Origin of the sequence: Wolbachia endosymbiont of Zygogramma bicolorata (assembly GCF_051130665.1) — a bacterium.
In the GTDB taxonomy this organism is placed as follows: domain Bacteria; phylum Pseudomonadota; class Alphaproteobacteria; order Rickettsiales; family Anaplasmataceae; genus Wolbachia.
In genome coordinates, this window is sequence record NZ_CP149530.1 from 1,053,356 (window position 1) to 1,068,599 (window position 15,244).

A 15,244-nucleotide genomic window follows, 5' to 3' on the forward strand; every position below is an offset into this window, starting at 1 on the left:
TCGCTCAAATGTTGCTTTTTTTACGTAACCGTTCACGGATTGTGAGAATGAATTAAAGAACTAAGCAGTGACAGCTACTAGATTCTGTAGCTTTTGAAAGGGGTTCTGGCCATTGAGACGTGATGTCAAAAATATCGACAACATTCTTTCCACGAATCTTTCTCCACGTTCTGACCAGGTGAAAAAGCTGTTTTTACGATAAATTACGTACCGTCTAATTTGCCGTTCTGCAAGGTTATTAGTTGTTTCTATCACTTCAGGTTTTCTTAAAAACTTCCACATCATATCCTCAGATCGTAACATCTTAGCGGCCATTCTTGAAGCTTGAGTGCTATTTGCAACCCTCGTCATTTTACGTAAAAAATGTTTTACCCTTTTCCGAATTTTTCGCACCAGTCGATAAAATCTCAAATTATCTATCAAATTTTGTTTTTTTGCCTTATCTACTACAAACACCTTATTGCTGAGCGATTTTAGTGCTTGGCCAATTTTGCTCACTTCAACATTTTTACTATGGGCAAATCTCTCAAAATCTCTTGCCAGATGTGCCCAACATATCTGTCTATTTTCACGATTGAAGTAATTGTATACAGCGTATCTATCGCTCACAAATATACCATCATATTCTGGCAGTAAACTCTTCAACACCTTCTTACCACGAGACTCGCTTACCTTCAGAAGTGTCAACGCTTTGTTTGTTATTACCCAACTCCAGCCTCTCTTTCCTTGATTTCTGTGCCCTGTTTCGTCTATATGCAAATACTCGCTTCCTTGCAACTCTTCCTTCATTTTCTCATATTCAGATGCACACTTCTTCGATACCCTGCGTTCAGTATTTGAGACTAAACCAAGGCTTATATTTAGATTAAAAATACTGCCCAAAATTTGCTGTACCTCTCTTTTTGAGTTAATAAAAAAGCCGCTAAGGCTGCTTATAACTGTTTTAGCATTGGGTCCTAGAAAATCTCTTGCAACACCTTCGGGTAAATTTGCTGTAATTCTTTTATTACATACTCTACAATGTCCTCTTTGCAACCCGTACTCAGTTACAATTGGCTTAATTTCTGGCAACTCTGCCTTCTGATGAATAATTTCATCTTCTAAAGTAATCTTACCTCCACACATACAAATTGTATCAATTGTGCATCTCACTACCTCGTCTGCAGCCATTAATTCACGCTTATGCACCTTATGTCCTGGCTGACCTCCTGGTTTTTTATCACTTTTCTTTTTTGCTTTCTTACGATATATATCTCGTGATGGTGGCAGCGATGAATTTTGCGAATTTAAGCCCAATTTGTCTTCTAATTCAACTATTTTTGCTTTCAAGCTATCATTTTCTCTGATCAGTGCTTTTATTTCTTCCTTGAGATTAGCGTTTTCTGCTACAACCTTTTCTTGCAGCACTGTTGTCATTTACCCATTCCATATTTAGCTTCCTATCTCTTTACACTTTTATACTTACTTTGTAAACCACCTTATCTCCGTGAACGGTTACTTTTTTACTCCTGTTAAACGTCAAAACTTTTCTCCTTCTAACTTTTCTATTTCCTTATATTTCATGCTTTCAAATACTTGATCTTACACTCCCTCTAACAATTTTGAAAGAAGTCTAGTGAATGGTCACGTTAAAACATGTTTTTAAATTTTTGCCAAAATCCTGGTTTATTATCATTAACCTTTGTAAATGTTATATTTAAACTGTATTTCGGATCATTTGGCACGTCGTATTTTATGCTAAATGTTGAAACTTTATCGTTATTGTAAATATGTACATCATCATATGATAGCTTTGTTGTGTAACACTTTACATGCTTTTGCTTATCATACACTAAATCACCTGACTCCCTTTCTAGTTCCACAAATTTCGTTTTTTTCTGACATTCCTTCATTTTTATTAAATCCTTATCTAGTGATATTGAAACTGGCAACGTATTTCCAGCATATTCTTTAGCTAAAAGTTCACTTTGAGGATACATTTTTATTTCCCTGCCAAAATGTGAGTCTATGAAATTATTACTCCAAAATTTATCGCCAGAATGCACGTACTCATCAGTAGCATACGGCACCCCACCATAACTGCATTGAACTTTGTAATCTCCAACACCGTTGTTTTGAAAAAAATCATGAATGGCAGTGTAGCTACCGGCAGCATCATTTATATAATCCATTACTTTATTCCTTAAACTTTTAGTTCATTATATCATAATCATTATGCCAATCAATCAAAAAAGCTCTCTCTTGCTGTTTTTAGAACTGATTTTAAGCAAGCGCTCTCGATTAGTTGGGAGCGTATTTATAAGATTGTGACATTCGTGCCTCCCAGTTTTTCACATACTGCTGAATCAATTCAGGATAATCTGTAATAATTAATAAATTTTCAGCATTTCCTTTTTTAGCTGTCTTACTAAGGTTAAATGACCCTGTGATGACTTTTTGATTGTCAACAATCATTATCTTATTATGAGCAATCTTTGGCTTATCATCGATCCAAATTGGTACTCCACCTGAAAATAATTCATTTATAACACTATATTTTGAGTAGAGTTGCGATTTATCTAAGATGACTTTAACATCAACACCGCGTTCTTTAGCATTAATCAAAGATTTTGCAACTGTTCCAAGAGTAAATGTATATTCTTGAACTAAGATAGATTTTTTAGACTGATCTATTACGCTGATTATCGGTACAGCACAATCTTCTCCAGGTGAAAAGCAAACCGTAGCTTTTGGGCAGGGCGAAAATATAAAACCCGCATAGTAATACAGAGAAAAACACATTAACAAGAATAAAAAGTGAAAAAGCCTCACAACAACCCACCCCAGGATATACGGCGATAGGCTACATCATAATTTAATCACCTGTCAATCCATATTCTTCCCACTTCTCCGTGACTTTTCTTACTATTTCCTCACTCATTTTAATTTTCTCTCCCCATTCTCGTTTGGTTTCAGGCGGGATTTTATTTGTTGCATCAAATCCCATCTTACCTCCCAGGCCACTTTCAGGGGAAGCAAAATCTAAATAATCAATAGGTGCGTTCTCTATTGTGATTGTGTCACGCACAGGGTCCATTCTCGTTGATATTGCCCACATCACTTCCTTCCAATCACGTACATTTATATCATCATCAACAACGATAATAAACTTCGTGTATAAAAATTGCTTTAGAAAAGAAAGTATGCCCATAACAATTCTTTTTGCCTGCCCTGGATAAGACTTTTTTATCGATATCACCGCTATTCTATATGAACAACCTTCTGGTGGTAGATAAAAATCCACTATCTCTGGAAATTGATTGATAAGAATGGGCACAAAGATTTCGTTGAGCGCTTCACCAAGAATTGATGGTTCATCAGGTGGCTTGCCAGTGAAAGTGCTGAGATAAATTGGATTTTTGCGCATAGTAATTGCAGTAATATTAAATTCTGGAAATTGCTCAACAGAATTATAGTAGCCGGTGTGATCTCCGTATGGCCCTTCATTTTGATATCTATCCAAACTTACATAGCCTTCCAGAACAATCTCTGCATGAGCTGGCACTTGAAGCGGAATAGTCTTACAATTTACAAGCTCAAGCGGTTTTTTGCGCAGCAACCCAGCAAATTGGTATTCTGACAATGTTTCTGGCACTGGAGTTACCGCAGCAATAATTGTTGCAGGATCACTACCGATCACAGCAGCAGCAGGAAATTTCATATTTTGTTCCTTCTCTTTCCATCGTTTGTGGTGACCTGCACCACCACGATGTGCAAGCCAGCGCATTAGAGTCGTTTTTTTATCTATAACCTGCATACGATATATTCCAAGATTGAAATTATCTTGCTTGTCTTCCGTTGGGCCTTTTGTCACCACAATTGGCCAGGTGATAAGTGGTGCAGGTTCATTTGGCCAGCATGTTTGAATAGGTAGCAAACTAAGATCCACCTCATCCCCAGTTAGCACCACTTCTTGACATGGAGCCTTGCTCACAACTTTACTTCGCATCGACAATACAACTTTTAGTAAAGGAAACATTTTCACGGCATCTTTGAAGTTTTTTGGTGGCTCAGGTGATCGCAAAAATGCTAAAAGTTTACCAAGATCTCTTAGTTCACCAGGGTTTATGTTCAACCCCAATGCAATCCTCTTAATAGTACCAAATAAATTCACCAAAACAGGGATCGAGCTTTTACCATTCTCTTTAACAACATTCTCAAAAATTATAGCTGGCCCTTTGTTTGACAAAACCCTACGGTGAATTTCTGTCATTTCAAGAACTGTTGAAACTTCCTCCTTAATCCTAATCAGATCTTTTTTTTCTTCTAAGGCTTTAATGAAGTCGCGTAAGTTGGTGTACATATTAAAATTTAAAATAACTTAAAACAAGTCTTCTAGTGTAATCACATGATGTATCGTATCTTTTAGATATTGGTTCTCAGAAACTCCATTTGCAGCAATTAACACCCAGAATATTTGCTTCTTTGATTTCGTTTTTTCTCTATAAATTGCTTCTTTTCTTTTTAATTGTTCGACAAATTCCTTTGTTACTGTATAAGGTTTATCACTATATTTTATCTCACAGAGCATTACACATCCATCTTCTCGATCGAAAACTAGATCTATTTGAGCACCAGACTCTTTACTGTATTTTTCTGGTTGATATTGCCAATCTCCACATATAACTGCTATATGCTCTATATCTAATTTTTTTCTAATTACATTGGCATGTTTAAAACACACTGCTTCAAATGTTTGCCCTGTCCATGTTTGCCAAGCTGGTTTCTTTATTGCTAACTCCCAATAGTGAGCATCACTTATTATTGCCCTTTTTGTTACTTCCTTAAACGGCTCAATCCACGTTAGATAAAATAATACATATTCGTCCATTACCCTGTAATATACTCCTCTCTTTCCCTTGTTCAATGGTAAAAAACCACCAATAAATCCTGCTTCTTCTAAACTCCTTAATTTAGCAGTTAAGCGACCACCCTCAGTGATTTTAGTCGCTTTTATAAGTTCTTTTCTGCTTATCCCTTTTGGCTTTTTTGCAATCGCACGAATGATATTTAGATATGTCTCTGGCTCTTCATACAAGGAGTGAAACAACATATCAAATTCATCAAATAACAAACCACCCTTCTGAAAACAGATCATATTAATGTTTTGTGCTGCTGATAATCCTTTACTTACTTCCTTAAGGTAATGTGGTATTCCTCCAATAGCCATATAGATCTGTAATATCTGCTGGTGATTAAGGTTGATTCCTAAATATCTTAGATACTCTTTAGTTTCACGTAAGTTAAAAGGCTGCAAAGGTATCCTTGCGGTAATGCGGTTATGCAACCCCCCTTTGGTATAAATTATATTTTCCAACATCCAAGAAGCTGCTGAACCACATACAACCAAGATAAGCTTCTTTCGGTTTGTCCAATGTATATTCCAAAAATATTCTAACGTTTCTAGAAAACGAGACTTTCTTGTAGCTAACCATGGAAGTTCATCAAAAAATAAGACAATGTGTTCATTCTCATGTGTGTTATCAATAGCAAGTGTTAATTGTTGTAATGCATCCAGCCACACTTCAGGCAAAGCCATTTTTGCACCTTTATAAAAAGTATTTGATAACGACTGTGTAAAAATTGCAAGTTGTTCCTGCATAGTACCATTATTAAGACCTGTTTGTTCAAATAAAACATCGGCATGTTTACTGAAAAATTGTTTTATTAGGTACGTCTTACCCACACGACGCCGACCATACACTGCAATAAACTCAGCAAATGGGGAAAAGAGAAGCTTACTTTCTAGAATGGCTATTTCCTTTTCTCTACCAATTATTGGTTCGCTCATATAATTTACCGCCGCATTTGTTAGCATTATACACGGCGGTTATAAGATGATCAACTTTTTTTACCGCCATGTTTACAGTTGTTATACGCGGCGGTAAAAGATAGAGCATCTCATAATTGGCTATTCTGGCGATGGTTTGGTCATTTGCATCACCAAGTCTTCTGATGAGCTTTTCAGTAATGTGCTTGAGTTCCATTGTACGTAAAGTTTGCATTTGAGGCAAAACTGGTTATAAAATACACTTGATATAAATGTTTTCATATATTAATATTAGATGCTTCTTTTAATATACAGATAAATGTGTACTAAAGTTTTATGTTGTAGGTTTTTAAATAAATTGTATGTCTAGAATATCGTTTTTATTGATCCTTATACTGGCAGTAGCAAGTTTACCAGTAATAAACAATTGGCTTTCAAATCGCAGCCAAATGCTAAGCGATGATTATATAGGTGAGAAATTAGATAATTATATAAGTAGAAATTTTGATAAGATCGTAAAAACTCTCAAAGAGGAGTCGATTAAAAGTAGTTACGCTGCTCGAGATAATGTGACCAAAAGTAAAATTTCACAATACAAGGATCAAATATTTGACCTTACTTATCCTTACTCCGGAAATGAAAATAGTAGTGTTATAGCTGTAGGTTTCTTTGACTATTCTTGTGGATATTGCAAGACTATAAAAGACGATATAAAACAGTTAATTAACGACGGTAAAATTAAGTATATCTTTAGGGATGCTCCAATACTTGGTAATGACTCTTTAAGGGCAGCAAAAAGCGCTTTAGCTGTTTACTTTATTGATAAAGAAAAATATTTCGACTTTCACTATTCTGCTTTAAGTCACAAAGGAGGATTTTCAGACGAAAGCATATTGGATATAGTGAAAAGCATAGGGATTGATGAGGACAATTTTAATAGTTCCATGAAAAATAATGCAGACAAAATTGAGCAAATGATAAATGGCAGTAAGCTCCTAGTAAGAGATTTGGGAGTAGGGGGCACACCTTTTTTAATAATTGGGGATAGTCTGTTTGTAGGAGCAACTGATTTGAATGTATTACGCAAAAAAGTAGATGAATTAAGTCACAAGCAAAAACTAGCTTCAGCGATTAATTTGCTATAAAATTTTATTTTTTTACTTGACAACGTAAACGAACCTGAGTACAATGTACCGTAGGCGTGGTGCTTAAATTACACTTAAGATACCATTCAATTAGCAAGTTTTCTCTCAAGCACAGACATCAATAATTGTACTTTTTAATCAGGATGACCTGGTGTTATTTAGCTCAAATTACTTTAATTTTACTTTCATAGGAGGACATATGTCATTCACAGAAATTAGATTTCCAGAAAATATATCTTATGGTTCCACTGGAGGACCGGAATTTTCCACTGACGTTGTAACAACTCATAACGGTTGTGAACAGCGCAACATCAATTGGTCTCATGCACGCACTAGATACAACATAGCTTACGGGGTCAGATCAAACGAGCAGCTAACAGAACTCATAACATTTTTTCATGCACGAAAAGGTAAAGCAATAGGGTTTCGTTTTAAGGATTGGTCAGATTTTATAGCCATTAATCAAAAGATTGGTATAGGAGATAACAAAAAAACGACTTTTCAGCTAATCAAAACTTATGTAAGTGGGGAAGATAAGCATATACGCATGATCAAAAAGCCAGTACATGGGACAGTAAAGATTTATTTAAATGGTAAAGAAGAGAGTGAATATTCAGTAAATTATTCAACGGGAGAAATAACATTTATGAAGCCACCAGTAAAAGATGCGATAATCATTGCGAGCTTCGAATTTGATGTGCCCGTGCGCTTTGATACAGATTACTTAAACGCTTCTATTGATGACTATGGAAGCAATAGCTGGAATAACATTCCACTAGTAGAGGTGAAGTTTAATTAAGCTGCTTTAAAATTTCCTCCTGTTGCTGAGTGTGAACACTAGCATAACCACATGCAGGAGATGCAGCAGCAGGTCTTGCGATACACTTAGGTCTTTTTGCTTGAATATTGAGGTCAGATAACACCTCGTCTATCAATGGGTTGACAAAAAACCATCCCCCCATATTTTTTGGTTCTTCTTGACACCATATAATTTCAGCGTTCTTGTACTTTTCAAGTTCGCTGCTTAATTTATCGGCCGGAAACGGATAGAATTGTTCTAAACGTATCACTGCTATATCGTTTATTTTTTGTGTTTCAAGCATTTCAATTATATCGTAATAAACTTTACCACTGCATATTACAACTTTACGTATTTCATTATTTGAAACTAAACCTGTTCTACATTCTGGAATTACCGTGAGGAATTTTCCTTCAAAGTCAGATAGGTTAGAAACTGCTCTTTTATGACGCAATAGTGATTTAGGTGTAAACACTACTAAAGGCTTACGAAAGTCTCTATGCATTTGTCTGCGTAAGACATGGAAGTAATTCGCCGGAGTGGAACAATTAACTACCTGCATATTATCCTCTGCGCAGAGTTGCAAAAATCTCTCTATACGTGCGGAGCTATGCTCAGGTCCTTGCCCTTCATAACCGTGGGGCAACAATAGAACTAGACCGCTTGATCGCAACCACTTTGTTTCTGCAGATGCGATAAACTGGTCGATCATAATTTGTGCACCATTTGCAAAATCACCAAATTGTCCTTCCCAGAGCACCAGTGAATACGGAGAATCAAGACTATATCCATATTCAAAGCCCATTACAGCATACTCTGATAAAGCGCTATCTATGACCTCAAAGTGAGCTTGCTTTTCATTTATATTGTTTAGCGGAATAAACGCTTCTTCTGTTGCCTGATCAACAAGCCTTGAATGACGGTGCGAGAAAGTCCCACGACCAGAATCTTGTCCTGATAAACGCACTCCTATTCCTTCTGTAAGCAGTGACGCAAATGCAAGACTTTCGGCAGTTGCCCAGTCTATATTGCTACCAGAATTTATGCTGTCTATTCTTCCATCGAGTATTTTTCTAACCTTATTGTTAATGTTAAAGCTACTTGGAATATTGCTATTTATATGCACACCCAATTTTTTCAACTCATCTGGCGGAACACCAGAATCCGTGTAGTATTCGCTCAAATCGTTCAGCTTTGCTCTTCTTAATTTTGACCACACTCCACCGAACCAGTCAGCTTTTTTTGGAGTGTAAGTCACTGATTCAGCAAGACTTTTATCTAATTTTGCCCTGAACTCACTGCGCAATTTATTTACTTCATCGCCATCCAATACTTTCTCTGCAGTCAATTTTTCTTCATACAATGTTCCAGGAGTTTTATGTTTTGATATCAGCTTATACATAAGTGGCTGAGTGAAATTCGGTTCATCGCCTTCATTATGGCCGTATTTGCGGTAGCATATTATATCAATCACTACGTCCTTTTTAAATTTCTGCCTATATTCCATCGCCAGACTTGCAGCAAAACTCACAGCTTCCGGGTTATCTCCATTCACATGGAAAACCGGAGCTTCTATTGATTTTGCTATGTCAGTGCAATAAAAAGAGGATCGTGCGCAGCATGGGTTAGCAGTAAAACCAACTTGATTGTTTATAACAATGTGCACAATACCACCCACTTTATAACCTTCAATGTTGCTTAGGCTCAAGGTCTCGGCAACGACACCTTGACCGATGAAAGCCGCATCACCATGAATTGATATGCCAAGCACAGACCTTATATTCTGTTTTGCTCTTATTCTTCCAGCCAAAACCGGATTCACCGCTTCAAGGTGAGATGGGTTAGGGCATAAACTTAAATGTATTTTTTTGCCACCTGTAAGTGCTCGATCAGAAGAATAGCCAAGGTGATATTTAACATCACCAGACACCTCAAGACCACTTGGGTATGCAAGGTTGCCTTGAAATTCAGATAGCATTGCCGCATATTCTTTGCCCATAACTTTGGTCAGAACATTAAGTCGTCCGCGGTGAGCCATGCCAAGAACTACTTCTTCAATGCCAAAAGCCGCAGAATCACTAATAATTCTCTCAATCGCAACAATAGCTAACTCTCCACCTTCGATAGAAAAACGCTTATATCCAGGAAATTTCATATGGAGAAATTGCTCGAACATCTCAGATTCGATCAAGTGCCTCAGGATTTCCTTTTTATCTTGTGAACTCAGCGTATAGGTTTGATTTTCGATCTTGTCCTGCAGCCATATTCTCTCCTCATAAGAGGAGATATGCATAAATTCAAAACCGATATTCTTGCAGTAAATATCTCTATAGATTTCAGCGTCACTTGCCGGAGATAGATTTGAATATTTTTGGTAATCTATTTCTTGATTTTCACTTGGTGACAATGGGTTTAAGTCTGCAAAAAAGTGACCATAGGACCTGAAGAAATTTGCTAAACTAGAAACTGAATCATCTACCTTAGTTGCATTGCAGGGCTCTGCTTTATTAACTTCTAAATTGCTTGAAAAAATTCTATACCAATCTTCCCCGATTGATTTATCGCCCTGCAGATAACGGCTATACATTTCTTCCACAAATTCTGCATTATCGCCATAAAGGCAGCTTAAACTCGACATAATTACTATATAAGATATCAAACACTTATAAGTATAACTTAAGTTTTTTAAAAAAGAACTTTTTTAGTTTCTATGGCTAAACACGTCATACCGTGATTTATTCACGGTATCTCATCCGCTAACAAGTAGCGGAATGACGATTTATCAGCAATCTACGTCATACCGTGATTCATTCGCGGTATCTCTTAGCATAGATCCCGCTAACAAGTAGCGGGATGACGAATTACTATACCACCGCGAACCGTCATACCGCCGTGGTATCTCTTAGCATAGATCCCGCTAACAAGTAGCGGGATGACGAATTACTATACCACCGCGAAACCGTCATACCGTGATTTATTCACGGTATCTCATCCGCTAACAAGTAGCGGAATGACGGTAAACCTAGATTACTTTAGCTATAATTATTAAGCTGCACCTGCTGGATTTGGTGATTGACTATTAAGAAATTCTGCTCTAGCTTCGGTAAAATCTGGTGAGGGTTTTGAAAAAAACGCAGTTTTTATTGCACAGTATGCGCAATATAATGCAACAGCAGCAGTACTTACTGTAAAAATGGCAAACCCGATTTTATCTGCTTTTCTGAAATCTCCAACTGCAGCCTCAAGTGCGCAGCAGATACTAAAAAGCGAAAAAATCACTATACCACCAGAGTATAGTAACACCGTATCACGATCAACGGCACCAAATAGCTGCCCAACTTTACTGTTGTGTTCAGCATAATCTACTGGTCTTTTATTGTAATGATCTTTTAAGTCTGGGTTAGCGCCTTTCCTCAACAGCAATTTTGCAATTTCAACACGATCGTGACTTTTATCTTCAAATAAGTAATGCAACAGTGTTTTACCTTGACTATCTTTTGCATTAGGGTCAGCACCTTTATTTAAAAGTGATTCAGTAACTTTGTGGCAAGAAACGCCATCACTATTATTAATAACATAGTGTAATGATGATTTACCTTCTCGATCTCTCGTATTAGGATTAGCACCATGCTCTAAAAGCAAAGCTATGATCTTAACTCTTGACTCATTCTTATAACCTGTATATCTTAATGCAAAGTTCAATGGTATACTGCCACCAGTACCTTCTGTATTCAAATAGTTAAATTTATCATCATTTTTTACTGTCTCTAGTAATAATCCCAAAAAATCTAGCTCATTACTGTTAATAGCTGATATTACAAGATCCGAAAAAGCTTCTGCTTGACTATCGGTAAGCGATTTATATGCCTCGATCTGCGTTTTTAATACATCTAAGTTTTTTTCACTATCAAATAATTTCTTTCTGGCTTTAGAGATAACGTCATGGCTATCTGTTAGTTCCAAAATTTTTAAAGCTTCTTCTTTATTCATGATCATTACCCCTGCTAATAGTGTTGAAGTTAAGTATAACCCAAAATTTCAAAAAGCAAAGCTTTTTATGTTAAACTGCATCCACTGCGCAATCCCATAACTGTACAAACATTGTAATTTATCTCCATCTAGGAAAGGGTGTCATTCCAGCGCCCCTATGATGTCATCCCAGCGCCCCTATGATGTCATTCCAGTGCTCCTTTCTCGTCATCCCAGTGCCCAGACACTGGGATCTAGTTTTCCATAAATGGTGCATTTTAACATAACTTTTATACTTGATAAAATTCCTGGATTCCAGCATCAAGTGCTGGAATGACACCTCTCTTTGAGCTATAAACATTAAGAAACTTACCAAATGAAAAAAAAGGCAAAAGAAGCCCCGAGTAGCGAGTTTTGACTCTATATTACTGTAAGTGGCGCTGTAATAATGTGCTAACGCTTAAAATAAGCGCGATTTGGCTGAATGTAGAAAAAATAAAAAAGACATGCAGCCGCTATAATTTTATGTAATCCGCCAATAAATACCCTGAGTTTTTTACTGAATTTTTGTTGTTGAACCTGCGCAGATCAAAAACAAGTTTTGAGTCATAAATACCCTTATTATCATAATAAGGGGGATGGCGAAGCTTGTCAAGGAAGTTTTTTTGTTTAATCCGTTTCTATGAGCTACTTGGATGACGAGGAAAGAGCACTTACATATTTATGGCAACCTCATTACCTGCGCTCAAAAAGTTTTTCAATATCACTGAGTTTCATTTCTATATAAGTTGGTCTTCCGTGGTTGCATTGCCCGGAATATGGAGTTTTTTCCATTTGTCTCAGCAGCTCATTCATCTCCTCTAACCTCATTTTCCTGCCTGCTCTAATTGATCCATGACAAGCGATAGTAGCCAATATCTTGTTCACTTTGTCTTCTACTAGCAATGTATCTTCTATTTCCGTTAATCTACCCACTATATTAATTAGCATCTCTTTCACATCTATTGCTCCCAAAATTGCAGGGATTTCTTTTACTATCACTTTATTTTCTGGTTTGATCTCAATATCAAAACCCATTTCAAATAACTTATCTTTATAGATTTCAATCATCTCCATTCCAGCTTGATTTTTGATTTCAACCGTTTCAGGAAGAAGTAGTTTTTGTCTTTTTATACTTGATTTTTGTTTTAGGCATTCATATACTAATCTCTCGTGGGCTGCATGCTGATCAACTATAATCAATTTGTCTCTTACCTCGGCAATAATGTAAGTATTATAGACCTGACAGCGTGCAAACCCGAGCGGGTGGCTCTCTATCAAATCAACTTGCTCTAACACCTTTTTTTCTAGAACCATAATTTCCGCTTGTGATGGGGATTTCTGTATGCCGGTATAATCAAACGATTTTGACTGTTCTGATAAGCCTTTTGCTTTTTCATTTGGAGAAGCAAATTCTTTTATTAGTTGATTTTCAAAAGGACTTGGCCTTCTTTCATAAAATTCATTTTGAACATCAGATTTATCAAAAGAATCTGATAATGAACCTTTCAAAAAACCCTCTATTGCATTAGTAGTTTTCTGGTCACTAGCTGAAATGACATCAAAGGTGCCTATCCTTCTTGACAACGCTTTGATTAATCCTCTTGTCACTATCTCATATATGAGCTTCTTATTCTGAAACCTTACTTCTGACTTATTTGGATGCACATTTACATCTACTTGATCATAAGGTATCTCTAAATGTAACGCTGCAAAAGGATACCTATCGCTTGGAATAAAATCATGATATGCATACCTAACCGCACCAATAAGTAAATTATCTTTAATTGGCCTTCCATTAACAAATGTATAGATCTGAGTTGACTTACCACGATTGACGGTTGGCTTACAGATGTGTCCCGTAAGTTTGATGCCGTCTTCTTCTTCATTGACCTCCAAAGAATTGCCCTGAAATTCTTCTTCTACTTCACACAATCTATGAAATAACGAAGTCTGCTTAGCGTATTTTAAGAGCTTTTTATTACCTGAAGTGAGAGTAAACCCTATATGATAGTTAATCATTGCTAGGTTATTTACAATATCAACAATGCTTTGAGTTTCTGCTCTTTCGGTTTTTAGAAATTTTAGTCTATTTGGGGTAGCGAAAAACAAATCTCGTACTTCAATATGTGTCCCTTGTGATAAAGAGTAAGGAGTTAGCTCCCCCATCTTTTCTCCACCCTCATAACTTATAGACCATGCTTCACTTGCTCCGCTTGCTTTAGACGATAATTTTATCCTACTTACTGCTGCTATTGAAGGCAGAGCTTCTCCTCTAAAGCCAAGATGCTTGATTTCTATCAACTCACTATCGCTCAATTTTGAAGTAGCATGGCGCATAAACGCAAGTTCTAAATCGTTTTTTTCTACTCCGTTACCATCATCTGTCACAATAATAAGGTTACGCCCACCACTTTCTATTTTGATCTCTATTTCTAAACTTCCAGCATCTATTGCATTTTCCACTAATTCCTTTACTACACTTGCAGGCCTTTCTATCACCTCCCCCGCTGCTATACGGTTTATGGTTTTTGTGTCTAAAAGAATTATTGCCATAGATTTATTATGAAACTGGTTTTTCTTTTACTTCTTTGGTCTGTCTCTCTCTCCACTTTTTTAACCTACCTGCAATTTCACTGTTGGAAATTGACAATATAGATACGGCGGTAATGGCAGCATTATATGCTCCATTTTCTCCTATAGACATGGTTGCAACTGGAACACCCTTTGGCATTTGAACTATAGAGAGTAGACTGTCCAGCCCATTTAATTGTTTACTATGCACAGGAACGCCGATAACTGGTAAACAAGTTAATGACGCAACCATACCAGGTAAATGAGCTGCACCTCCTGCACCAGCTATAATAACCTTAAAACCTTCTTCTTGTGCAGATTTAGCAAAATTGAAGAGCCTTTCTGGTGTTCTATGTGCAGATATTATGAATATGTCATGTGAAACTTCTAATGCTTTTAGCATATCGACGGTATGGACCATAGTGGTGTAATCTGACTCACTTCCCATAATAACAGCAACATCTTTTTTTATTTTTGTCATATTCAACACAATTTTACTTACTAACTAAATAGTGTTCCAGCTAAAAAGCAACAAATATTTAAGTTATATTATAAATATAGTATATAGAATTCTCGTTAAAATAGAAATTTTAAAAATTTAAATAAATATCTATGTTAAGATATAGAGATATAAACTTCTTATGTAAGATAAATTTATAAAATAATTATTTTTGTATTTCAAGCTTTGTAATTTTAGCTTGTTCTTTCTGTAAATGATTTTTTCAGAGAGGCTGCTGGTAAAATGGTAATTTAAAATTACTAGAAATTTGATTGAAATATTAATATACAATCAACTTAAAGTTTTAAATTTGATATCATATAATTATTGACAAGTTATATGATATTAATACCTTGGTATATTAAATATTATGCTATAATATTTAATAAAGTTAATTGATATGTGAGTGT

Annotated in this window: 12 protein-coding genes; 2 read left to right on the top strand and 10 right to left on the bottom strand. The window is 36.2% G+C overall.

The annotated features are described in order from the left end of the window. Window positions 1-60: 60 nt before the first annotated feature. From tnpC to WKH12_RS05010, 6 genes are all read right to left on the bottom strand, one after another. Window positions 61-1,416 (bottom strand): IS66 family transposase, encoded by a 1,356-nt coding sequence (tnpC, locus tag WKH12_RS04985; RefSeq protein WP_434732159.1) that lies wholly within the window; start codon window positions 1,414-1,416, stop codon window positions 61-63. 212 nt (window positions 1,417-1,628) lie between these two features. Then, complete coding sequence (locus WKH12_RS04990; RefSeq protein WP_434732160.1) at window positions 1,629-2,171, bottom strand: hypothetical protein; 543 nt, start codon at window positions 2,169-2,171, stop codon at window positions 1,629-1,631. Window positions 2,172-2,280: 109 nt separating this feature from the next. Further along, entirely contained in the window at window positions 2,281-2,811 is a 531-nt protein-coding gene (locus WKH12_RS04995; RefSeq protein WP_253309843.1) for a phospholipase D family nuclease, read from the bottom strand. Window positions 2,812-2,854: 43 nt separating this feature from the next. Further along, window positions 2,855-4,342 carry a UbiD family decarboxylase gene (locus WKH12_RS05000; protein WP_434732161.1) on the bottom strand — a complete coding sequence of 496 codons (1,488 nt, stop codon included), beginning with the start codon at window positions 4,340-4,342 and terminating at the stop codon, window positions 2,855-2,857. 18 nt (window positions 4,343-4,360) lie between these two features. Next, complete coding sequence (locus WKH12_RS05005; protein ID WP_353286831.1) at window positions 4,361-5,830, bottom strand: AAA family ATPase; 1,470 nt, start codon at window positions 5,828-5,830, stop codon at window positions 4,361-4,363. Then, window positions 5,808-6,053, bottom strand: coding sequence for a hypothetical protein (locus WKH12_RS05010; RefSeq protein WP_264688386.1), 246 nt, complete (start codon window positions 6,051-6,053; stop codon window positions 5,808-5,810). The genes WKH12_RS05005 and WKH12_RS05010 overlap by 23 nt, the downstream gene beginning before the upstream one ends. Before the next feature lie 118 nt (window positions 6,054-6,171). Here WKH12_RS05010 and WKH12_RS05015 point away from each other — a divergent pair, with 118 nt between their 5' ends. Further along, complete coding sequence (locus WKH12_RS05015; RefSeq protein WP_434732162.1) at window positions 6,172-6,954, top strand: DsbA family protein; 783 nt, start codon at window positions 6,172-6,174, stop codon at window positions 6,952-6,954. Between the two features lie 199 nt (window positions 6,955-7,153). Next, window positions 7,154-7,753, top strand: coding sequence for a TIGR02217 family protein (locus WKH12_RS05020; protein ID WP_353288647.1), 600 nt, complete (start codon window positions 7,154-7,156; stop codon window positions 7,751-7,753). On the opposite strand, the gene WKH12_RS05025 is transcribed toward WKH12_RS05020, so the two are convergent. From WKH12_RS05025 to purE, 4 genes are all read right to left on the bottom strand, one after another. After that, complete coding sequence (locus tag WKH12_RS05025) at window positions 7,746-10,391, bottom strand: 2-oxoglutarate dehydrogenase E1 component (RefSeq protein ID WP_353286834.1); 2,646 nt, start codon at window positions 10,389-10,391, stop codon at window positions 7,746-7,748. The genes WKH12_RS05020 and WKH12_RS05025 overlap by 8 nt on opposite strands. A gap of 407 nt (window positions 10,392-10,798) precedes the next feature. Further along, window positions 10,799-11,743 (bottom strand): ankyrin repeat domain-containing protein, encoded by a 945-nt coding sequence (locus tag WKH12_RS05030; RefSeq protein WP_434732163.1) that lies wholly within the window; start codon window positions 11,741-11,743, stop codon window positions 10,799-10,801. A 714-nt stretch (window positions 11,744-12,457) separates the two neighbouring features. Then, a complete protein-coding gene (mutL, locus tag WKH12_RS05035) occupies window positions 12,458-14,317 on the bottom strand; it encodes a DNA mismatch repair endonuclease MutL (protein WP_434732164.1) in 1,860 nt (619 codons plus the stop codon). A 7-nt stretch (window positions 14,318-14,324) separates the two neighbouring features. Then, entirely contained in the window at window positions 14,325-14,816 is a 492-nt protein-coding gene (gene purE / locus WKH12_RS05040; protein WP_253307285.1) for a 5-(carboxyamino)imidazole ribonucleotide mutase, read from the bottom strand. Between the last annotated feature and the right edge of the window lie 428 nt (window positions 14,817-15,244).